This window comes from Serratia sp. SA088 (assembly GCF_049065515.1).
Lineage (GTDB): Bacteria > Pseudomonadota > Gammaproteobacteria > Enterobacterales > Enterobacteriaceae > Serratia > Serratia nematodiphila.
This window is the reverse complement of record NZ_JBAKGW010000001.1, coordinates 725615-746840: the sequence shown is the minus strand read 5'-3', so window position 1 is coordinate 746840 and position 21226 is coordinate 725615. Positions and strand designations below refer to the sequence as shown.

Here is a 21226-nt window from a genome sequence, read left to right as displayed (position 1 = left end):
GCGCAATTATGACGCGCCGGAAATAAATTGTCTTTAAACGGTGAAAACAATTTATTGCCGCCGGCCCCTAATCGGCGAGGAAATATGCCTTTGACGATTTATCACCCGCCACACAAACGCGATAAAGCCGCGTTCGCCCCCTCTGTTAGACTTTTTTCCATTACTGCGAAAGTGCGCTTTCGCGGCTTTGTGAGCAATGAAAAGGTAACGCCGATGATAACTACAGATGGTAATAATGCAGTCGCTTCCGTGGCCTATCGCACCAACGAAGTGATTGCCATCTACCCTATAACGCCAAGCTCCACCATGGCGGAGCAGGCTGATGCCTGGTCCGGCGATGGCCGGCAAAACATCTGGGGCGATATTCCGCAGGTGGTGGAAATGCAGTCGGAAGGCGGCGCGATCGCCACCGTGCACGGCGCCTTGCAAACCGGCGCGCTGTCGACCTCGTTCACTTCATCGCAGGGTCTGCTGCTGATGATCCCCACGCTGTACAAACTGGCCGGCGAGCTGACGCCGTTCGTGCTGCACGTCGCCGCGCGCACCGTGGCCACGCACGCGCTGTCCATTTTCGGCGACCATTCGGACGTGATGGCGGTGCGCCAAACCGGCTGCGCCATGCTGTGTGCCGGCAACGTGCAGGAGGCGCAGGACTTCGCGCTGATCTCGCAGACCGCCACCCTCAACGCGCGCGTGCCGTTTATCCATTTCTTCGACGGTTTCCGCACCTCGCACGAGATCAACAAGATTGTGCCGCTGAGCGACGATACGCTGCGGCAGATGCTGCCGCAGGCGGCGATCGACGCGCACCGCAGCCGGGCGCTGTCGCCGGATCATCCGGTGGTGCGCGGCACTTCCGCCAACCCGGACACCTATTTCCAGTCGCGCGAAGCCACCAACCCATGGTATGACGCCACCGGCCAACACGTGATCGACGCCATGGAAGCCTTCGCCGCCCTCACCGGCCGCCGCTATCGGCCGTTCGACTATTACGGCCACCCGCAGGCCGAACGCGTGGTGGTGGTGATGGGTTCCGCCGCCGGCACCTGCGAAGAAGTGATCGACACCCTGCTGACCCGCGGCGAGAAAGTCGGCGTGCTGAAGGTGCGGCTGTTCCGGCCGTTCTCCGCCCAGCATCTGCTCGGCGCGCTGCCGGACAGCGTGCGCAGCGTCGCGGTGCTCGATCGCACCAAAGAGCCGGGCGCGCTGGCCGAGCCGCTGTATCTGGACGTGATGACCGCGCTGGCGGAAGCCTACAGCCGGGGGGAGCGCGCCACGCTGCCGCGGGTGATCGGCGGCCGTTACGGCCTGTCGTCGAAAGAGTTCGGCCCGGACTGCGCGCTGGCGGTGTTCCGCGAGCTGGCGCAGCCGCAGCCGCGCCCGCGTTTCACCGTCGGCATCTTCGATGACGTCACCGGGCTTTCGCTGCCGCTGAGCGACGAAATCCTGCCGCAGCGCGCTTCGCTGGAGGCGCTGTTCTACGGTTTGGGCAGCGACGGCTCGGTCTCGGCCACCAAGAACAACATCAAAATCATCGGCAACGCCACGCCGCTGTATGCCCAGGGCTATTTCGTCTACGACTCTAAAAAGGCCGGCGGCCTGACGGTGTCGCATCTGCGCGTCAGCGAGCAGCCGATCAATTCGGCCTACCTGGTCAGCCACGCGGACTTCGTCGGCTGCCACCAACTGCAGTTTATCGATAAGTACCAGATGGTCGAACGCCTGAAGCCCGGCGGCACCTTCCTGCTCAATACCCCTTACGGCGCCGATGAGGTCTGGTCGCGCCTGCCGCAGGAGGTTCAGGCGCTGTTGCACCAACGCCAGGCGCGTTTCTATATCATCAACGCCGCCAAGCTGGCGCGCGAATGCCGGCTCGGCGCGCGCATCAACACCGTAATGCAGATGGCGTTCTTCCACCTGACGCAGATCCTGCCGAACGACGTGGCGCTGCAACAGCTGCAGGACGCCATCGCCCGCAGCTACAGCAGCAAGGGCCAGGAGATCGTCGAGCGCAACTGGCAGGCGCTGGGCGCCACCCGCGCCGCGCTGACCGAGATCCCGCTGCAGCCGGTCGACGCCAGCAGCCCGATGCGCCCGCCGGTGGTGTCGGACGCCGCGCCGGACTTCGTCAAAACCGTTACCGCCGCGATGCTGGCCGGGCTGGGTGATGCGCTGCCGGTTTCCGCCTTCCCGCCGGACGGCACCTGGCCGGTGGGCACCACCCAGTGGGAAAAGCGCAACATCGCCGAAGCGATCCCGATCTGGCAGCCCGACCTGTGCACCCAGTGCAACCACTGCGTCGCCGCCTGCCCGCACTCCGCCATTCGCGCCAAGGTGGTGCAGCCGGCGGAGATGGAACACGCCCCCGCCTCTCTGCAGTCTCTGGATGTGAAAGCGCGCGATATGCGCGGCCAGAAATACGTGCTGCAGGTAGCGCCGGAAGATTGCACCGGCTGTAACCTGTGCGTCGAGGTCTGCCCGGCGAAAGATCGCCAGAACCCGGAAATCAAGGCCATCAACATGGCGTCGCGCCTCGATAATCTGACAGCGGAGAAAGACAACTATGATTTCTTCCTGCAGTTGCCGGAAATCGATCCGGCGCAGCTGGAGCGCATCGACATTCGCACCTCGCAGCTGATCACGCCGCTGTTCGAGTACTCCGGCGCCTGCTCAGGCTGCGGCGAAACGCCGTACATCAAGCTGTTGACCCAGCTCTATGGTGACCGCTTGCTGATCGCCAACGCCACCGGCTGTTCGTCGATCTACGGTGGCAACCTGCCGACCACGCCGTACACCACCAACGCCGAAGGGCGCGGGCCGGCGTGGGCCAACTCGCTGTTCGAAGACAACGCCGAATTCGGCCTGGGCTTCCGCCTGACGGTCGATCAACATCGCGCGCGAGTGCTGCGTCTGCTGAACGCACTGGCGCCGCAGCTGCCGGAGCAATTGGTCAACGCCCTGCAGATGGCCGACGTAGCGCCGGAGCCGCGCCGCAAGCAAATCGCCGAACTGCGCACGCTGTTGGCGAGTTTCGAAGGCGAAGATGCGCGCCAGCTGGCGGCGGACGCCGACTACCTGGTGGATAAATCGATCTGGCTGATCGGCGGTGACGGCTGGGCCTACGACATCGGCTTCGGCGGTTTGGATCACGTGCTCAGCCTGACGGAGAACGTCAACGTGCTGGTGCTCGACACCCAGTGCTACTCCAATACCGGCGGCCAGCAGTCGAAGGCCACGCCGCTGGGCGCGGTGACCAAGTTCGGCGAGCACGGCAAGCGCAAGGCGCGCAAGGATCTGGGCGTCAGTATGATGATGTACGGCCATGTCTACGTCGCGCAGATTTCGCTGGGGGCGCAGCTTAACCAGACGGTGAAAGCGATTCAGGAGGCCGAGGCCTATCCGGGGCCATCGCTGATCATCGCCTACAGCCCGTGCGAAGAGCACGGCTACGATCTGGCGCTCAGCCACGATCAGATGAAACAGCTGACCGCCACCGGTTTCTGGCCGCTGTACCGCTTCGATCCGCGCCGCAGCGCCGAGGGCAAGGCCGCATTGGCGCTGGATTCGCGCCCGCCGAACAGCAGCCTGGCTGAAACACTGCTGAACGAGCAGCGTTTCCGTCGCCTGAACGCGCAGCAGCCGGAGGTGGCCAGCGCGCTGTATCAGGCCGCCGAGAAAGAGCTGAAGGAGAAGTACGATTTCCTCAGCCTGCTGGCCGGCAAGGCGGAAAAGTCCGCCGCTGAGTAACCTCCCTCAGGGCGCGAGCGATTCGCGCCCTGTTCTTTTACCGCCGACGTAAATCGCAGCAACAAAACCTGCTGGCATTCCGGCGCGCAATCCGTACCATACAGGCCTCGCGTCGGGTGCGTGGCGGCTGGATGATGAATAATGATCAAAATCGGCCGGTTGAATGGTAAACTCGCGGTCTATAACGCCATGCCCCTAGTGCCCCCCATTGAGAATGAGCACGATTTAAATGTCAGAAAAGCAATCCGTTAGCCAAAAAGAGCAGTACAACCTGAACAAATTGCAAAAGCGCCTGCGCCGCAACGTGGGCGAAGCGATCGCCGATTTCAATATGATTGAAGAAGGCGACCGCATCATGGTCTGTCTGTCCGGCGGCAAAGACAGCTACACCATGCTGGAGATCCTGCGCAATCTGCAGCAAAGCGCGCCAGTCAACTTCTCGCTGGTGGCGGTGAACCTCGATCAGAAACAGCCCGGCTTCCCGGAGCACATTCTGCCCGCCTATCTGGAAAGCCTGGGGGTGGAGTACAAGATCGTCGAAGAAAACACCTACAGCATCGTTAAAGACAAGATCCCGGAAGGGAAAACCACGTGTTCGCTGTGTTCGCGCCTGCGCCGCGGCATTCTGTACCGCACCGCCACCGAACTGGGCGCCACCAAGATCGCTCTGGGCCACCACCGCGACGACATTCTGCAGACGCTGTTCCTCAACATGTTCTACGGCGGCAAGATGAAAGGCATGCCGCCCAAGCTGATGAGCGACGACGGCAAACACGTGGTCATCCGCCCGCTGGCCTATTGCCGCGAGAAAGACATCGAGCGTTTCTCGATCGCCAAAGCGTTCCCGATCATTCCATGCAATCTGTGTGGCTCGCAGCCTAATCTGCAGCGCCAGGTGATCGGCGACATGCTGCGCGACTGGGACAAGCGTTACCCAGGCCGGTTGGAAACCATGTTCAGCGCCATGCAGAACGTGGTGCCTTCGCACCTGAGCGATATCAACCTGTTCGATTTCAAAGGCATTCACCACGGCAGCGCGGTGGTGGACGGCGGCGATTTGGCCTTCGATCGCGAAGACATCCCGATGCAGCCGGTCGGCTGGCAGCCGGAAGACGCGGACGACGCGGCGCCAGCGCCAGAGCGTTTGAACGTGCTGGAAATCAAATAAGCCCCCTCGCCGCTTGCCATCCTGCGAGCGGCGACATTTCCCTTTCCCGACGATCTCGATCCTGTTCACAGTTTGCGCAAAATTTACTGGGCAGTGCCGTTTTTACCCTATACTGTTTATTTATACAGTCATATGGAGATCGCGCAATGAACATCACCCCCTGCCTGTCCCACGTCTCGCTGGGCTCCAACGATTTCGAGGCCGCCGCCGCCTTTTACGATCGTGCGCTGGCCGCTTTGGGTTGCCGACGCGTGCTGGAGCATCCCGGCGCCATTGGTTACGGCCGCGACTACCCGGAGTTTTGGCTGCAGGTGCCGATCGACGGCCGGCCGGCCTCGCCCGGCAATGGCACGCACGTCGGTTTTTTCGCTACCAGTAAGCAACAGGTGGATGAATTCCATCGCCAGGCGCTGCTGGCCGGCGCCGTCGATGAAGGCGCGCCCGGTTCGCGGCCGCATTACGGCGAGGCTTACTACGGCTGCTTTGTCCGTGATTTGGATGGGCACAAGATTGAAGCCAGCTTCTGGGATGAAAGCGCGGCCTGAGGAAGAGAGAAATCGAATAAAAAAATGCCGGTGATTAAACCGGCATTGTACGAATCAAATGTGCTATGCAGTAATTCAAAAATAAGAAAGTAAGACAATTATGGAGCGCAACGCCCATCGCTTGACGTTGCATTCACCTGCGAGAGAGATCATGCCCCATTTACCCCGGCTAAATGTTGATATTGCTCAATGTTAACCGGGTTTTCGTCATTTTTGCCTACAGCCAGCGGCTGCGCTTCAGCCACCAGGCGACGCCAAGCACCAACCCGACCAGCATCAGGCAAAATGCCGCGAAACCGAAAGGATTACCGCCGCCCGGAATACCGCCAAGGTTGACCCCGAACAACCCGGTCAGGAAAGTGGTGGGCAGAAATACCATCGCCAACAATGACATGGTGTAAGTGCGGCGGTTCATCGCGTCGGCCATCACCGTGGTGATTTCGTCGGACAAGATGGCGGTGCGCGCGATGCTGCCGTCCAGATCGTCCAATCCCCGTCCCAGGCGATCGGCGATATCCTGCATGCGGCGGCGATCGTCATCGCTCATCCACGGCAGGCGGTCGCTGGCCAGCCGCGCGAAGACGTCGCGCTGCGGTGCCATGTAACGGCGCAGCACGATCAGCTGTTTACGGATCAGCGCCAGCTGGCCACGCTCCGGCACCTGCTGCTCCAGCAAGGCGTCCTCCAGATCGATAATCTTGTCGTGCAGATCCTCGATAAATTCGCTGGTGTGATCGGTCAACGCATCGGAAATCTCCACCAGCCAGTTGCCGCTGTTGGTCGGCCCGGCGCCGCTTTGCAAATCATTCACCACCTGATCGATGGAATACACCTTGCGGTGCCGCGTGGAGATAATCAGTTTATCGGTGATGTACACGCGAATGGTGACCAACTGGTCCGGCCGTGAGTTGGCGTTAAAGTTGATGCTGCGCAGGGTGATCATGGTGCCTTCGCCCTGGCGGCTGACGCGCGGCCGTGAGCTTTCGCCGGAGAGCGCTTCACGCACCGAGTCCGGCAGCAGCGGCGTGGTGCTCAGCCATTCAGCGCTGGCCGGGTGCGCGTAATCAAGATGCAGCCAGCACGGCGCGTCGCAGGTGATCTTGTCATCCCGCTCGATCGGCGTGACGCTCCCCTTGCCGTCGAGCTGGTAGGCGTAAACCGCATCGGCGACCTGCAGCTCGCTCCCCTCAATCACATCCATTCATTTATCCCCTCAGTCTTGCTTATGTTGCTGAGTCTAGCGTTAACGCCTTGGAGATCAAAGACCAAGCTGTAACGCCAGTTTTCTCGTTGTCCCATAAACGTGATCTATACTTCTGCCGCAAGGAACGAACGGAGAACCGCAGGAGATCGCCATGCTAAAAACTTTTCTGGACATCGTCGTACCCACCGTAGGCGCCTTTGGCGCGATGTTTTTCGCCCTCGTCAAAACGCCCTTCCGCATTCGGCGGGAAAACCACGATAAGCTGCTAAACCTGCTCGAATCCGTCGAGAAGCCCCAAAGCGCCCCCATACGCCTGTTGCGCTTTCGCGACTATATCGGCAACAGCAGCGCCAGCCTCACTGCGCTGCAGCTGCTGTTGGCGTTACCGGACAGCGTAGCGGCGCTGGAACGCTATCGCTTCACCGGTGGCCGTCAGCAAATCTTGCGCGCCACGCCCGCTGGCTTCGTGTTGCGGCCAAGCGCCAATAACGCTTTCAAACGTTTCCTGCTTTCCTGCCGCTATTTTTTGCTGTATTTGGTGTTCGTTACGCTGCTGGTGCTGTTCCCCGCTTTGACTCAATGGGGGCTGCAGCAGTTTGGGGTATTGATTACGCCCCATTCACTCCGCTATCTGCCTAATGCACGCATCACCGACGGCTGGCAGCTGCTGTTCCCCGGCCTATTATTTATTATGATTATGTTCAGCCTGGCATTCCTGACCTTCAGGCAGTTGGCACGCGCGGGTAACCTCAGTTCGGAACGCGCCTTTTATCGCTACTATCAACGCGCGCGTGAGGAACAACGATGCCGGGAAGTCCTGAGACAAATGCGCACGGTGCTGCGCCGAACCTGACGAGGCTGCGCCGTCTGCGCGGCATCGCCATGGCCACCCTGCTGCTGTTCGGCCAATCGGCTCGTGCAGAGCCGGTGTTAGAACGCCTCGCCACGCCCTACCACGCGCCGACGGCGGCGGGTTCCCTGCCTTATTTTGTCGCTCGCGCTCGATCCCCCCAGCCGCGTACCGCGCTGGTGGTGATGCACGGGCATCCACGCGACGCCGCCAAGACGTTGCAAGCGGCGATCGATGCCGCGCAGGGAGCGGGAGACAACAGCTTGCTGGTCGCTCCGCTGTTCCAGGTGCCGGTGAAACTCGCCGCCCGCTGCCATTCCGCCGGTCTGCCCCAGCCGCAAGACGGTGACGCTCTCTGGCGCTGCGGCTCGTGGATCGCAGGCGGTTTGGATAATGACGGGAAAACCGGCTCGTTCAACGCCATGGATAACCTGCTGGCCGATCTGAAACGGCGTTGGCCGTCGCTGCAGTCGATCACCGTGGCCGGTTTTTCCGCCGGCGCCCAATTCGTGCAGCATTATGTCGGCTTCGCCAACCCGCCAAGCGGAGTGCGTCTGCGCTATGTCGTCGCCGATCCGGGCAGCTGGCTCTATTTTGATCGCCTGCGCCCTCTGCCCACAAGCTGGGGAAACTGCGGCAGTGAAACAACCTGCCGCTTCCGCTGGCAAACGCCGGACGCCGGACAGTGTCCACAGGCCAACCACTGGAAATACGGCCTGGAAACGTTTCCCGCTCACCTGCAGCGCACCGCCGACGCGGCCCGCCGGCTCTACGCCGCCGCCGATATCACCTATCTGGCCGCCGCCGATGATACCGGCACCGCGCCGGGCGCCTACTATCGGATACTCGACAAGTCCTGCGCCGCCCAGCTACAGGGTCCCTATCGGCTGCAGCGCGCCCTGGCCTATGCCGACTATGACCGACGTTATCTGGCGCCGGACAAACCGCATCGGTTAACGATCGTACCCGGCTGTGGGCACAACGTCGCCTGCGTCTTTCCGGCTCCGGCGGCCAGGCACGCGCTGTTTCCCATTAATGCAGACTAATAATAACAGCAATGAAATAAACCCTTGCCGATAAATCAGACAATATCACCGATAAAGCGCTGGTAATGCCGTTATTATTATGACTTAACATATTGCTATCAATTTTAATTCAAAATGATAATAATAAATCAACACAAAGCTGTTTCAGCGCAAATTTTAGGGGCATATACTTTTCTCACTACGAGGAGGTAGTTATGTTACGCGACCATTTAAAAATAAACGCCAGCGATACGCTGGAAAAAATCAGCAATATTCATTTGCAAAACCAGGGCCAGGAAGAGATCAGTGAGTTCGTGGTGAAAAACGCCGCCGGCCTGCAGATTGGCAAGGTCTCCGTCCACGATCGTTTCAGTACCCGTCGTTCTTATCCCACCAGCTACCGCATTACTCAGACCGATATGAGCGGCCGCGTAGTGGTGGACGCCATGCGGGACTGTCTGTAAGCGTAACCGCGCTCTGAAATAGACAATATTAATGTGATGATGGCAACCCTGTTTATTATTAAACGGGGTTTATCGCGTGGGAAAATTAATTAGCCTCGTAGTTTCGCCGCCGAGAAAAAATACCGCCCCCGCATTGCGCGGGGGCGATAAATAAGCCCACTCAGTGTTTGATAATATACATCGTTTGGCTATAGGCCACGTCTTCCGGATTGGTGATCGGGTAGCCTTTTACCCACGGTTTGATCAGGCGGCCATTGGTGTATTGATATATCGGCGCGATCGGCGCCTGATCGGCAATGATCTGTTCCATCTTGTTGTAATCGGCGGTCACCGCCGCCGGATTGGTTTCCCGCCCCGCCTGCGCCAGCAGCTTGTCGTAGTCCGCATTCTTGAACTTGGCGATATTGCCGCTGTGGGTGGAGGTCAGCAGCGACAGGAAGGTCGACGCCTCGTTATAGTCACCCACCCAGGAGGCGCGGATCACATCGAAATTGCCGGTATTGCGGCTGTCGATGTAAGTTTTCCACTCTTGGTTTTGCAACTTGACGTCAATCCCCAGCTTTTTCTTCCACATCGAGGCCACGGCGATGGCGATCTTCTGGTGGCTTTCCGAGGTGTTATACAGCAGCGTCAGCTTCAGCGGGTTGTTCGGGCCGTAACCGGCCGCCTGCAGCAACGCTTTGGCCTGCGCGTCCAGCTCCGCCTGCGATTGCTGTTGCAGCAAGCTCGCTTCCGGTTTGAATCCGGCGGTCACGTCCGGCGTAAAGTGGTAGGCCGGTTTTTCGCCGGTGCCCAACACTTTTTCCGCGATAATCTTGCGATCGATGGCGTAGGACAAGGCCTGACGCACCCGCACATCGTTGGTCGGCGCGCGCTGGGTGTTGAACGCGTAGTAATAGGTGCCGAGCTGATCCGGGGTGTACACCTGCCCCGGAATGTCTTTCAGCAGCTTCTGATACATGTTTTTCGGGAAGGATTCGGTGATGTCGATGTCACCCGCCAGGTAACGCTTGGTGGCGTTGGATTCCTGGTTGATCGGCACGAAGGTCACTTTGGTCAGCACGGTGCGCGCATGATCCCAGTAATGGTCGTTAGGCGTCAGCACCAGCTTCTCATTCACCACCCGCTCCTGCAGTTTGAACGCGCCGTTGCCCACCAGATTGCCGACCTTGGTCCAGTCGTTGCCGTATTTTTCCACCACCGCCTTATTCACCGGGAACAGGCTGAAATTGGCCGTCAGGCTGACGAAGTACGGCACCGGCTTATCCAGCTGCACCTTGAGCGTGTAGTCATCGGGCGCCGACACGCCCAAGCGATCGGCCGGCAGCTTGCCGCTGATGATCTGCTCGGCGTTCTGGATCCCCGCCAGTTGGGCGAACCAGGCGAACGGCGACAGTTTTTTCGGCTCTACCAGCCGTTGCCAGCTGTAGACGAAATCCTTAGCAGTGACAGGGTCACCGTTTGACCAGCGCGCGTCTTTACGCAGATGGAAGATATAAGTCTGGTTGTCGCTGGTCTGCCAGCGGGTGGCGACGCCGGGGATCACTTTGCCGTTGGCGTCCTGATTGACCAGCCCTTCGAACAGATCGCGCGCCAGCTGCGCCTCCGGCAAGCCCACCGCTTTGATCGGATCGAGCGAGGCCGGTTCGTCTTTAATGTGGCGCACGATTTCCTGTTTGTCCGCCAGCGCGGTGCCCGGGGGAACCTGCGCCGCCATGGCGCTGCTCATACAGGCGCCGATCGCCGCCGCGCAGAGCGCCAAACGAAAACCCCGTTGCATTATTTTTCCCGTCATTATGATTTGTCCCCCGTTAACCATCTGAATTTTTTATCATATAGCACAAGATCCGTCCGGCCTAGCGCTCACGGGCGAGAAGTTGCAAAAAGTGCGATTCAGGCGATAAAAAACCCGTGCGGCGCAGGGCGGCACGGGTGGGATTGCGGCAGCGACCGTCAGTCGTACAGGTGGATGCTGTTGATGCGGTAGCTGAACTCTTCGCCCTCTTCTTCATCGAACACGGTGAAAAAGCCTTTCTCGGCCAGCGGACGGGCCGAGATATCGGTTTTTTGCAGCTGACGCGCATCCGCGTCGTCGTAGCCGTAGTCGAGATAGAAGGCATCTTTCTGGTAATCGATATGCAGGGTGAACGGATAGTTCGATTCGTCCCCGCGCCCGTCGTCATTTTTCACCACGCCGAACCATTCCCCCTGACGGATCTGGTTTTCAGCGTCTACGCCGCACAGCAGCGTGATGGTGTCATTTTCATTTTCGCTATAGCTGGCGATGATTCTGGCTACTGGCATGTTAAATCCTCTTGCGGGTGATTGGCTTAGCTCTGCCGTTAGTATAACAACAGCCTCAGGCCAGGTGCGGTTTAATTGGCGTTTTCGCCGCTACCGCATCACAGATCGCGCAAACGCCGCACAATTGCGATGGGAAAGATGTCTCAAAGCGTAATACACTGAATAAAATGACAATGACTCTCGGCCTTTAACTCAGGGACAACACCATGACCGAACATCGACCACGCAGTGAACGTGGCCAGTTGGCCATCGCAGGAGAGAACTACGGCAGCTCGCTGCTGGGCGCACCGCTGCTCTATTTCCCGGCGGCGGTCAGCGGCCCGCAGACCGGGCTGATCATCGCCGGCACCCACGGCGATGAGAGCGCCGCCATCGTAACTCTGTCCTGCGCGCTACGCAGCATCGCCCCCGAACAGTTGCGCCACCACGTGGTGCTGGCGGTCAACCCCGACGGCTGTCAGCTGGGGCTGCGCGCCAATGCCAACGGCGTCGATCTGAACCGCAACTTCCCGGCCGCCAACTGGCGCTCCGGCGACACCGTCTACCGCTGGAACAGCGCGGCGCCGGTGCGCGACGTCAGGCTCTCCACCGGCGGGCGCCCCGGCTCCGAACCGGAAACCCAGGCGCTGTGTCATCTGATCCATCGCCTGAAGCCGCATTGGGTGGTGTCGTTCCATGAGCCGCTGGCCTGCATCGAAGATCCCGCCAGCTCGCGGCTCGGCGTTTGGCTGTCGCACAAGTTCGAACTCCCGCTGGTGACCAGCGTCGGCTATGAAACGCCCGGTTCGTTCGGCAGTTGGTGCGCGGATCTGTCGCTGCCGTGCATCACCGCCGAATTCCCGCCGATCTCCGCCGATGCCGCCAGCGAGCGTTACATCGACGCCATGACCGAGCTGTTGACCTACCCGGATTAATCCCTACGGGGCGATATCGACGATCGCCCCGCATTCGAACGCCAGGCCCGGTTCGGCGTCTCGCGCCAGCCAGGTCGGGCCGTCCAGATCGACGAAGCGCGCCGCCGGCGCCAGCGGCAAGGCGGCGGATATCGCCCGCGACGTACATAACATGCAGCCGAGCATGATGGCGAACCCTTGTTCGCGCGCGGCCTGCGCCAGCGCCAGCGCCTCGGTCAAGCCGCCGGTTTTGTCCAGTTTGATGTTGACCATCTGATAGCGTTGCGCCAGCTGCGGCAGATCGGCACGGGTGTGGCAGCTCTCATCGGCGCAGATCGGCAGCGGATGGATAAAGTGCTCCAGCGCGGCGTCGTCACCGGCCGGCAGCGGCTGCTCCAGCATCGCCACGCCAAGATCGGCCAGCAGCTGGCAGCGCGCCGCCAGCCCTTCCGCCTGCCAGGATTCATTGGCGTCGACGATCAGCGTCGCCTGCGGCACCGCGGCGCGGATCGCCACCAGCCGCTCACTGATATAGTGATCGTCGAGTTTGATCTTCAGCAGCGTGGCGCCCTGCCGCTCCAGCTCACGCGCGGCGAAGGCCATCGCTTCCGGCGTGCCGATGCTGACGGTCTGCGCCATGCTGATCTGCGCCGGCGCCGTCACGCCGCTGCGCTGCCACAGGCTTTGCCCGTGGAGACGACACTCCAGATCCCACAGCGCCGAATCCAGCGCGTTGCGGGCCGCGCCCGCCGGCATCTGCGTCAGCAGCTGCTCGCGGGTGATGCCCTGCGCGATCGCCGGCGCCATCTCAGCCAGCTGCGCCATCACCGATTCCTCGCTCTCGCCATAGCGCGGATACGGCGTGCATTCGCCGACGCCGCGCACGCCCTGCTGTTCGATTTCGACCACCACCACCCGGGCTTCGGTGCGGCTGCCGCGCGCGATCACGAAGGCGGTGTGCAGCGGCCAGGCTTCCGGGTAAAAACGCATGTCTCTCATAACGGCTCCTGAGCGAAAACTGCGCATCCAGGCAGGCTGATGCGCCGGTGATGTTTTATAGAACAGCCTAATATATACAACTATTTAGCAAACTTTGATATCCAATCCGCCCCGCTTGTCATAAACTGGCGCCAGGGTGTGAACCTGATGTTAACAGCCGTCGTCGGCGCGCCGTTCCATCAGGTTCATACCCTTTGTATAAACACCTGTAAAAGGAATCTAGCAATGACTCAGACAGTACATTTTCAAGGCAATCCGGTCAGCGTAGCGGGCAAACTGCCACAGCAGGGCGAACAGGCCAAGGCCTTCTCGCTGGTTGCCAAAGACCTGTCAGACGTAGCGCTGAGCAGCTTCGCGGGTAAACGCAAAGTCCTGAACATCTTCCCAAGCATCGATACCGGCGTCTGCGCGACGTCGGTGCGTAAATTCAACCAGTTGGCCAGCGGCCTGGATAACACCGTGGTACTGTGCATCTCCGCCGATCTGCCGTTCGCCCAGTCTCGTTTCTGCGGCGCGGAAGGCCTGAGCAACGTGATCACCCTGTCCACCCTGCGCGGCGCCGAGTTCAAACAGGCATACGGCGTTGAAATCGCCGAAGGTCCATTGGCGGGCCTGACCGCGCGTGCGGTCGTGGTGCTGGATGGCCAGGACAACGTGCTGTACAGCGAGCTGGTGAACGAAATCACCACCGAGCCGGATTACGACGCGGCGCTGGCAGCGCTGAAATAACAAAGCCGGCGTTCGCCGGCTTTGGAAACACGCAAAAGGCGCCGCAAGGCGCCTTTCTTATTCTTCGCCCTCGGCGCCGCCTTTACGGCTGCTCAGGCCATACTCGCGCAGCTTGTTGGCGATGGCGGTATGGGAAACGCCCAGGCGCTTCGCCAGCTTGCGGGTGCTGGGATAGGTGCGATACAGGCGCGTCAGCACCGAGCGCTCGAAACGCTTGCTGATGTCGTCCAGCGAGCCGTCCAGCACCTCGTCGCCCAACGACATCTCCACCTCGAACTCCGGCAACACGATATCCTGCGGCCGCAGTTCGTAGCCTTCGGTTTGCGTCAGCGCGCGGTAGATGGCGTTTTTCAGCTGGCGCACGTTGCCCGGCCAGCCGTATTTGCTGAGGAAGCCGCCCAGATCGTTCGCCAGCTTGGGCCGCGCCACGCCCTGCTCATCGGCGAAGCGCGCCACGAACAGCTCGGTCAGCGGCATGATGTCCTGCGGACGTTCGCGCAGCGGCGGGATGGTGATGGTCAGCACGTTGAGGCGATAATAGAGGTCTTCGCGGAATTCGCCGCGCTGCACCAGCTCGGTCAGGTTCTTCTGGGTGGCGCAGATCACGCGCACGTCGACGTGCACCTCATGCTCTTCGCCGACCCGGCGGAACGTGCCGTCATTGAGAAAACGCAACAGTTTGGTCTGCATGCGCGGCGACATTTCGCCGATCTCATCCAGCAGCACCGAACCGCCGTTGGCCTGCTCGAAGAAGCCCTTTTTGCCTTCCAGCGCGTTGGGATAAGCGCCCGGCGCATGGCCGAACAGCTCGCTCTCCACCACGTCATCCGGCAGCGCGGCGCAGTTCAGCGCCAGGAACGGCTGCTTGCCGCGCGGGCTGCGCAGGTGGCAGGCGCGGGCCAGAATATCCTTGCCGGTGCCGGTATCGCCCACGATCAGCAGCGGCGCATCGAGCATCGCCAGCTTGCGCGCCTGCTCCAGCACGTGACGCATCTTGGCGCTCACCGCGACGATGTGGTCGAATTCGGTATCGTCGTTCACCGACAGATTTTGCAGTTGGCGGCCCATGCGCGCGGTGGACTTCAACATCACCACCGCGCCAACCGCGGCCGGCTGTTGCTGTTCGTCCTCCAGATAGATAGGCGTAATGTCCATCAGGAAGTCCTGGCTGCGGATCACCACCCGTTCTGAGTGCGGCGCCGTATGCTCGCTCTCCAGCCAGCGGCTGAAGTTATAGCCGCCGATCAGCGCCCCGGCGGTCTGGTTGCGGATCTTGTCTTCGCTCAGGCTGAACAGCGCCAGCGCCGCCGGGTTGGCCAGCTCGACCTTGCCCTTCATGTCGATAGAGAACACCGGCTCCGGCATCGACTCCAGCAGCGCACGCAGCGCGCGATGCTCGCGTTCGGAAGGCATAAAGCTGACGGTGCGCACGTCGGTTACGCCGGCGATGCGGCGGATCTCCGCCATCAACGCGCGGAAAGTATCGAACTCCAGCTGGGAGAAATTGAGGTAAATGCGGCCGATGGGATCGATCTCGATGCCACGTAAGTCAATGCTGCGCGATACCAAAAGATCGAGTAATTCTCGAGTGAGACCGAGGCGGTCTTCGCAAAATACTTCCAAACGCATCAGTGTTGGCCTTATCTCTGCAAGTGCGGGGATCGTTAGCGATGATGATACTCCCTCGCACCGGGCGGTAGAAGCGATCTGTCAGCAAAAGTTGACAGAACTCTGATTTATTGCCGTGGTTGCTGATTTTAAACGCAAGTGAATAACAGCATCGGCGTCATTTTAGCCTACAAACAGAGAGTTATCACAACCATAATTAATTTTGCAGAGATTTATCACGCAATCACAGGGGGATCGACTGTCGTCAAGTCTCGATTACGTCCGGCGTCGGCACCGCTCAGAAAACGGCGCTCCTGAGAGCGCCGTCGCGGGGTTATTTGGCCTTGCCGTCGCCCTTTTTCAGCGTATCTTTCAACTGGCCAATCAGCTGGCTGCGGAAATCGCCGAGCTTCGGTTTTTCCCCTTCCAGCCACGGCAGCGGGCGGCACAGTTCCATCGCCTTGATGCCCAGCCGCGCGGTCAACAGCCCGGCGCCAATGCCCTGCGCCGCGCGCGCCGACAGCCGCGCCGCCAGATCCTGCGACATCCAGTCCATCCCCACTTCGCGCACCAGCTCGGAAGCGCCGGCGAAAGCGATATTGAGCAGCACCAGCCGAAACAGACGAATGCGGCTGAAGTAACCCAGTTCGATGCCGTACAGCGCGGCGATGCGGTTAATCAAACGGATGTTGCGCCAGGCGATAAACGCCATATCCACCAGCGCCAACGGGCTGACGGCAATCATCAGCGTCGATTCGGCGGCGGAGCGGCTGATTTCGCGCCGCGCCTGATTGTCGAGCACCGGCTGCACCAGTTTGGCGTACAGCTCCACCACTTCACGATCGTTTTGCGTTTCATGCAGCGAGGCCTGCCAGCGCTGCAGCGCCGGATGCCCCTGATCCAGCCCGGCCTGGCGCGCCAGCTTCTCGCAGAATTCGCGCCCTTGCCCCAGCCCGTGGCTGTGCAACAGCTCGCGCGCCACGTCGCGCTCTTCCGCGCGCTGGCGCAGCCGATACAAACGCCGCCACTCAGTGACCACCGAACCGACGCCAGCGAACACGATCAGGCCGCCGGCCACGCCGCCGCCCATGGCGATCCAGTCCTGCTGCACCCAGGCGGTATGCACCCACTGCACGCCCTGCGCCACCACGCTGACGCCGAACAGCGCCAGCCCGGCGGTCACCATTTTGCGCCACAGGCTGCGTTTAGGTTTCAGCGCGGCGTTAATGATGCCTTCGGCGCGCCCTTCTTCCTCCTCCTGCTGCAGCTCCGGCGCCGCCGGAAAGAAGCTCTCCGCCTGCTCGGCGTCGAAAGCGACGCCGGCGCGCAACGCCGGTTCCTGCGGCGGCTGCAGCGGCTCGTCAAAGTCGATACGCGGTTTGATCGGCTCGCTCATCGCAATTTATCTCCCAATAAAAACTCCATTACCGCATCCAGACGGATATGCGGCAACGGGCTGTCCACGCTCATGGCGCGCGGGCGAAATTCATCGAAGTGGAACCCCTGGCTCTGCCAGAACGCCGGCCCCGGCAGGCGGGCGGGCACTTCGCCAGGGAACACCGTCAGCGGCGCGCCGTCGCTGAGGCGGTTGCCCTTCAGCGCCGGGATACGCTGCCCCTGATGATCGACGATGCCGCTCTCGGTCGCCTGCACCGAGGCCAGGCCGACGCAATCCATGCTGATGCCTTCGAACGCCGCATTCTGCCACGCCTCTTGCACCAGCTGTTGCAGCAAGGACACCAGATTGGCGTGCTGATCGGCAGTGATATGGTCCGCTTTGGTGGCGGCGAACATCAGTTTGTCGATGGTCGGCGAGAACAAGCGGCGAAACAGCGTGCGCTTGCCGTAATGGAAGCTCTGCATCAGTTGGGTCAACGCCAGACGCATGTCGTTGAACGCCTGCGGGCCGCTGTTGAGCGGCTGCAGGCAGTCGACCAGCACGATTTGCCGATCGAAACGGACGAAATGCTCTTTGTAGAAGTTCTTGACGATCGACTGGCAGTAGTAATTGAAGCGAGCGCGCAACATGCCGATGTTGGTGTGTTTGTCGGCCTGCGCCAGCTTCGACTCGCCGATCGCGGCCACGTCAGGCCACGGGAAAAACTGCAGCGCCGGCGCGCCGGCCATGTCGCCCGGCAGCACGAAACGCCCCGGCTGAATGAAGTGCAGCCCTTCGCTCTTGCAACGCAACAGATAATCGGTGTAGGCCTGGGCGATCACCGCCAGCCGGTTTTCGTCGGCCGGCGCCAGCGGATCGCAGGTTTTGCACAGCTCAAGCCAGGGCTTAGCCCATTCGGCGCGTTCGCCCTGCAGCAGCCCGGTCATCTGGCGCGACCAGGCCAGGTAATCCTGTTCGAGCATCGGCAGATCCAGCAACCATTCGCCGGGATAGTCGACGATCTCCAGGTACAGCGTTGAGGTGTCTTTGAAGTGGCGCAGCAGCGAGTCGTTGGAGCGGTAGCGCAACGCCAGACGAATTTCGCTGACGCCGCGCGTCGGCGTCGGCCAGGCCGGCGGCGTGCCGTACAGTTGCGCCAGCCCTTCGTCATAGGTGAAACGCTGGATGCCGAGATCGCGCTGCGGGATGCGTTTAACGCCCAACAGGCGTTCTTCGCGCACCGGTGAAAACAGCGGCATGCGCGCGCCGCTGTGCACATGCAGCAGTTGGTTAACGAAAGCGGTGATAAAGGCGGTTTTGCCGCTGCGGCTCAGGCCGGTCACCGCCAGGCGCAGATGGCGATCCATTCCGCGGTTGACCAGCGAGGTTAACTCATTTTGCAGTCGTTTCATTGCTCTCCTTGACGTAACGCCCGAAAGCCTTGTTCAGGCCTTTACGGAACAGCGGTTCCAGCACCAGCGCCAGCACGAAGCGCACCGGTTTGCGGCCGACGGTTTTCAACAGCCAGCCGGCAGCGCCCGCCGGGCCATAGTTCAATAACGCTATGATGATGACTTTAGCCAATGTCTTCAACATTGCCGCCGCTCCTCGTTTAAATCCACCCGTTCTGGCGGTGTTCGCGACATCGATTTTATTCATGACAATGCCCTCCGGCACAAGACGATTAAGGTTATTCACGGGATAACGGCGGCGAAGATGCCCGGCCTGCGCAGGCCGGGTCTCGCAAGAAGGGTTACAGCTTGCGGAAACGGCTCTGTACGCCGAAGGTGTCGGACGTCACGTAACGCTCGACCTGACGCAGCTGCTGCTCGCCGCTGCCCAGCTCATACTCCAGCTGATCGAGCAGCTGGCGCGGCGTCTTCTGATGCTCGCCTTCGAAGCGGCTGGCCGGCGCCTCGTCCAACACGAACACCAGCGCGATATAGGCCACCAGCGTGAAGAAGAACAGCCCAAAGAACAGCGACAGCACCACCATCACGCGGATCAGGCGCACCGGCACGTCGAAATAGTGGGCCAAACCGGCGCAGACGCCTTTCACCATGCCTTCTTCGGGTACGCGATAAAGCTTTTTACTGCCCAGCGTATTACTCATCAGGACTGTCTCCAGTTCGGGTGTTCCGCATCAAGGATCTCTTCCAGCGCCTGAATGCGTTCACGCATGCGTTTGGCGTCTTCCGCCAGCTGCGCCAGGCGCTGCATTTCTTGCTGACTCAGCTGGATGCCAGTCTGTTGCCGATTGCTGTAATGCAGCCAAAGCCAAATCGGCGCGACAAACAGCACGAAAATTGTCAGCGGAATGGCAAGTAATAAAGCACTCATTGTTATTCCTTCTTATCGGGTCCTGGATTGGCGGCCACCTCCGGCGTGTGGCCGCGGTTCGCCTTACTCTGAGCGGTTCATCTTGGCTTTCAGCGCCGCCAGCTGCTCACTGATGGCGTCGTCGGCTTTCAGCTCGGCAAACTCCTGGTCCAGCGACTTCTTTTTACCGATGCTGATGCTTTCCGCTTCGGCTTCCATGTGGTCGATGCGGCGTTCGAACTGTTCGAAACGCGCCATCGCCTCGTCCAGCTTACCGCTGTCGAGCTGGCGACGCACTTCACGGGAAGAAGACGCGGCCTGATGGCGCAGCGCCAGCGCCTGCTGCCGCGCGCGGGTTTCGGTCAGCTTGTTTTCCAGCTCGCCGATTTCGCTCTTCATGCGCGCCAGCGTTTCTTCTACGGTCGCCACCTCCTGCGTCAGCGTGGCGATCAGGTCGGCAACCTTTTGTTTTTCGATCAGCGCCGCGCGGGCCAAGTCTTCTTTATCTTTGCGCAGCGCCAGCTCGGCTTTTTCCTGCCAGTCGCTTACCTGGCTTTCGCCCTGCTCGATGCGACGCAGCAACTGCTTTTTCTCCGCCAGCGCGCGCGCCGACGTAGAACGGACTTCAACCAGCGTGTCTTCCATCTCTTGGATCATCAACCGCACCAGCTTCTGCGGATCTTCCGCCTTGTCCAGCAGGGTGTTGATGTTGGCGTTCACGATGTCGGCAAAACGAGAAAAAATACCCATAATTCACTTCCTCTTGGTTCTGATGGCGTCTGAAGCGCCGCGTTAAGTCGTACAGCTTGCCCAAAGAGATAATCAAAACCCGTGCCAACTTTTATATTATTGAAAAACAACAACTCTTTATTTTTGACTCTCTGCGCGCTTGCTGTAGAGTGATTATTTTCACCAAACATTGGCGAATTTCATCATGAACGAACAGCCAGAAAATTTGTTGGGCGAAGCAAATGCCTTTGTCGAAGTATTGGAGCAAGTCTCCCAGGTGGCAAAGCTGAACAAACCGGTGCTGGTGATCGGCGAGCGCGGCACCGGCAAAGAGCTGATCGCCCATCGTCTGCACTACCTCTCCAACCGTTGGCAAGGGCCGTTCATCTCGCTCAACTGTGCGGCGCTGAATGAAAACCTACTGGACTCCGAGCTGTTCGGCCACGAGGCCGGCGCCTTTACCGGCGCGCAGAAACGTCATCTGGGCCGCTTCGAGCGCGCCGACGGCGGCACGCTGTTCCTCGATGAGCTGGCGACCGCGCCGATGCTGGTGCAGGAGAAATTGCTGCGGGTGATCGAATACGGCCAGCTGGAACGCGTGGGCGGCAGCCAGCCGCTGCGGGTGGATGTGCGCCTGGTGTGCGCCACCAACGACGATCTGCCGGCGCTGGCGGCGGCGGGCAAGTTCCGTGCCGACCTGCTGGATCGGCTGGCGTTCGACGTGGTGCAGTTGCCGCCGCTGCGGCAACGCCGGCCCGATATCATGCTGCTGGCCGAGCACTTCGCCATTCAAATGTGCCGTGAGCTGGCACTGCCGCTGTTTCCCGGCTTTACCGAACGCGCCAGGCAGACGTTGCTCAACTACGGCTGGCCGGGCAACGTGCGCGAACTGAAAAACGTGGTGGAACGTTCGGTCTATCGTCACGGCGACAGCGACAACCCGCTGGATGAGATCGTCATCAACCCGTTTGCACCACGCGAGGCCACGCCGCTTGCGCCCGCCCCTGAAGGCGCCGGCGTGTTGCCGTCGCTGCCGCTCGAGCTGAAAAACTGGCAGTTGGAGCAAGAGAAGGCGCTGATCGAGGCAGCGCTGCAGCAAGGGCGATTCAACCAGCGCAAGGCGGCGCAGTTGCTGGGGCTCACCTACCATCAGCTACGCGGCATGCTGAAAAAACATGCGCTGCTGCAAAACGGCGAGCAAGACGAGGATTAGCAACGCGGGGATTGGGTGCCGGTCTTTCCCGGCCGTCAGCTATTAGCCCAG

20 protein-coding genes are annotated in these 21226 nt (G+C 60.7%); 9 read left to right on the top strand and 11 right to left on the bottom strand.

Annotated features, from left to right (window positions below; translation table 11 throughout):
• The first annotated feature begins 213 nt into the window (after positions 1-213).
• The 3 genes from nifJ (at position 214) to ACOWVD_RS03670 (ending at position 5460) form a co-directional block, all read left to right on the top strand.
• Positions 214-3747 carry a pyruvate:ferredoxin (flavodoxin) oxidoreductase gene (nifJ, locus tag ACOWVD_RS03680; RefSeq protein WP_421105453.1) on the top strand — a complete coding sequence of 1178 codons (3534 nt, stop codon included), beginning with the start codon at positions 214-216 and terminating at the stop codon, positions 3745-3747.
• A gap of 229 nt (positions 3748-3976) precedes the next feature.
• Complete coding sequence (gene ttcA, locus ACOWVD_RS03675) at positions 3977-4915, top strand: tRNA 2-thiocytidine(32) synthetase TtcA (protein WP_049239791.1); 939 nt, start codon at positions 3977-3979, stop codon at positions 4913-4915.
• A gap of 146 nt (positions 4916-5061) precedes the next feature.
• Positions 5062-5460, top strand: coding sequence for a VOC family protein (locus ACOWVD_RS03670; RefSeq protein WP_004930496.1), 399 nt, complete (start codon positions 5062-5064; stop codon positions 5458-5460).
• 217 nt (positions 5461-5677) lie between these two features.
• Here ACOWVD_RS03670 and zntB read toward each other — a convergent pair whose 3' ends face one another.
• Positions 5678-6661: a zinc transporter ZntB gene (gene zntB / locus ACOWVD_RS03665; protein WP_049239790.1), complete on the bottom strand. Its 984-nt coding sequence runs from the start codon at positions 6659-6661 to the stop codon at positions 5678-5680.
• Positions 6662-6815: 154 nt separating this feature from the next.
• Here zntB and ACOWVD_RS03660 point away from each other — a divergent pair, with 154 nt between their 5' ends.
• The 3 genes from ACOWVD_RS03660 to ACOWVD_RS03650 all read left to right on the top strand — a co-directional run bounded on the left by ACOWVD_RS03660 (position 6816) and on the right by ACOWVD_RS03650 (position 9003).
• Positions 6816-7517 (top strand): hypothetical protein, encoded by a 702-nt coding sequence (locus ACOWVD_RS03660; RefSeq protein WP_076741190.1) that lies wholly within the window; start codon positions 6816-6818, stop codon positions 7515-7517.
• Positions 7469-8560 carry a hypothetical protein gene (locus ACOWVD_RS03655; protein ID WP_421105452.1) on the top strand — a complete coding sequence of 364 codons (1092 nt, stop codon included), beginning with the start codon at positions 7469-7471 and terminating at the stop codon, positions 8558-8560. The genes ACOWVD_RS03660 and ACOWVD_RS03655 overlap by 49 nt, the downstream gene beginning before the upstream one ends.
• Before the next feature lie 194 nt (positions 8561-8754).
• Entirely contained in the window at positions 8755-9003 is a 249-nt protein-coding gene (locus ACOWVD_RS03650; RefSeq protein ID WP_004930507.1) for a hypothetical protein, read from the top strand.
• A gap of 160 nt (positions 9004-9163) precedes the next feature.
• On the opposite strand, the gene ACOWVD_RS03645 is transcribed toward ACOWVD_RS03650, so the two are convergent.
• On the bottom strand, positions 9164-10783 hold the full coding sequence (locus tag ACOWVD_RS03645; RefSeq protein WP_421105451.1) for a peptide ABC transporter substrate-binding protein: 1620 nt from the start codon (positions 10781-10783) through the stop codon (positions 9164-9166).
• Positions 10784-10956: 173 nt separating this feature from the next.
• Positions 10957-11307 (bottom strand): hypothetical protein, encoded by a 351-nt coding sequence (locus tag ACOWVD_RS03640; RefSeq protein ID WP_015378006.1) that lies wholly within the window; start codon positions 11305-11307, stop codon positions 10957-10959.
• 206 nt (positions 11308-11513) lie between these two features.
• On the opposite strand from ACOWVD_RS03640, the gene mpaA reads away from it, so the two are divergent.
• On the top strand, positions 11514-12221 hold the full coding sequence (gene mpaA / locus ACOWVD_RS03635; RefSeq protein ID WP_004930517.1) for a murein tripeptide amidase MpaA: 708 nt from the start codon (positions 11514-11516) through the stop codon (positions 12219-12221).
• A 3-nt stretch (positions 12222-12224) separates the two neighbouring features.
• On the opposite strand, the gene ycjG is transcribed toward mpaA, so the two are convergent.
• A complete protein-coding gene (gene ycjG / locus ACOWVD_RS03630; RefSeq protein WP_164094907.1) occupies positions 12225-13199 on the bottom strand; it encodes an L-Ala-D/L-Glu epimerase in 975 nt (324 codons plus the stop codon).
• A gap of 225 nt (positions 13200-13424) precedes the next feature.
• Between ycjG and tpx the strand changes: the two genes are divergently transcribed.
• Positions 13425-13928, top strand: a complete 504-nt coding sequence (tpx, locus tag ACOWVD_RS03625; RefSeq protein ID WP_021503794.1) for a thiol peroxidase — start codon at positions 13425-13427, stop codon at positions 13926-13928.
• A 57-nt stretch (positions 13929-13985) separates the two neighbouring features.
• Here the strand turns inward: tpx and tyrR are convergent, their stop codons facing one another.
• The 7 genes from tyrR to pspA all read right to left on the bottom strand — a co-directional run bounded on the left by tyrR (position 13986) and on the right by pspA (position 19983).
• Complete coding sequence (gene tyrR, locus ACOWVD_RS03620) at positions 13986-15557, bottom strand: transcriptional regulator TyrR (RefSeq protein ID WP_049239786.1); 1572 nt, start codon at positions 15555-15557, stop codon at positions 13986-13988.
• 313 nt (positions 15558-15870) lie between these two features.
• On the bottom strand, positions 15871-16932 hold the full coding sequence (locus ACOWVD_RS03615; protein WP_015378009.1) for a YcjF family protein: 1062 nt from the start codon (positions 16930-16932) through the stop codon (positions 15871-15873).
• Positions 16929-18326, bottom strand: a complete 1398-nt coding sequence (locus tag ACOWVD_RS03610; RefSeq protein ID WP_342134675.1) for a YcjX family protein — start codon at positions 18324-18326, stop codon at positions 16929-16931. The genes ACOWVD_RS03615 and ACOWVD_RS03610 overlap by 4 nt, the downstream gene beginning before the upstream one ends.
• Positions 18307-18573, bottom strand: a complete 267-nt coding sequence (gene pspD / locus ACOWVD_RS03605) for a phage shock protein PspD (protein ID WP_031299672.1) — start codon at positions 18571-18573, stop codon at positions 18307-18309. The genes ACOWVD_RS03610 and pspD overlap by 20 nt, the downstream gene beginning before the upstream one ends.
• Positions 18574-18667: 94 nt before the next feature.
• Positions 18668-19027, bottom strand: a complete 360-nt coding sequence (gene pspC / locus ACOWVD_RS03600) for an envelope stress response membrane protein PspC (RefSeq protein WP_015378011.1) — start codon at positions 19025-19027, stop codon at positions 18668-18670.
• Entirely contained in the window at positions 19027-19254 is a 228-nt protein-coding gene (gene pspB, locus ACOWVD_RS03595) for an envelope stress response membrane protein PspB (RefSeq protein ID WP_004930553.1), read from the bottom strand. The genes pspC and pspB overlap by 1 nt, the downstream gene beginning before the upstream one ends.
• 63 nt (positions 19255-19317) lie before the next feature.
• A complete protein-coding gene (pspA, locus tag ACOWVD_RS03590; RefSeq protein ID WP_004930555.1) occupies positions 19318-19983 on the bottom strand; it encodes a phage shock protein PspA in 666 nt (221 codons plus the stop codon).
• 184 nt (positions 19984-20167) lie between these two features.
• On the opposite strand from pspA, the gene pspF reads away from it, so the two are divergent.
• Positions 20168-21175, top strand: coding sequence for a phage shock protein operon transcriptional activator (gene pspF, locus ACOWVD_RS03585; protein ID WP_049239784.1), 1008 nt, complete (start codon positions 20168-20170; stop codon positions 21173-21175).
• The last annotated feature ends 51 nt before the right edge of the window (positions 21176-21226 follow it).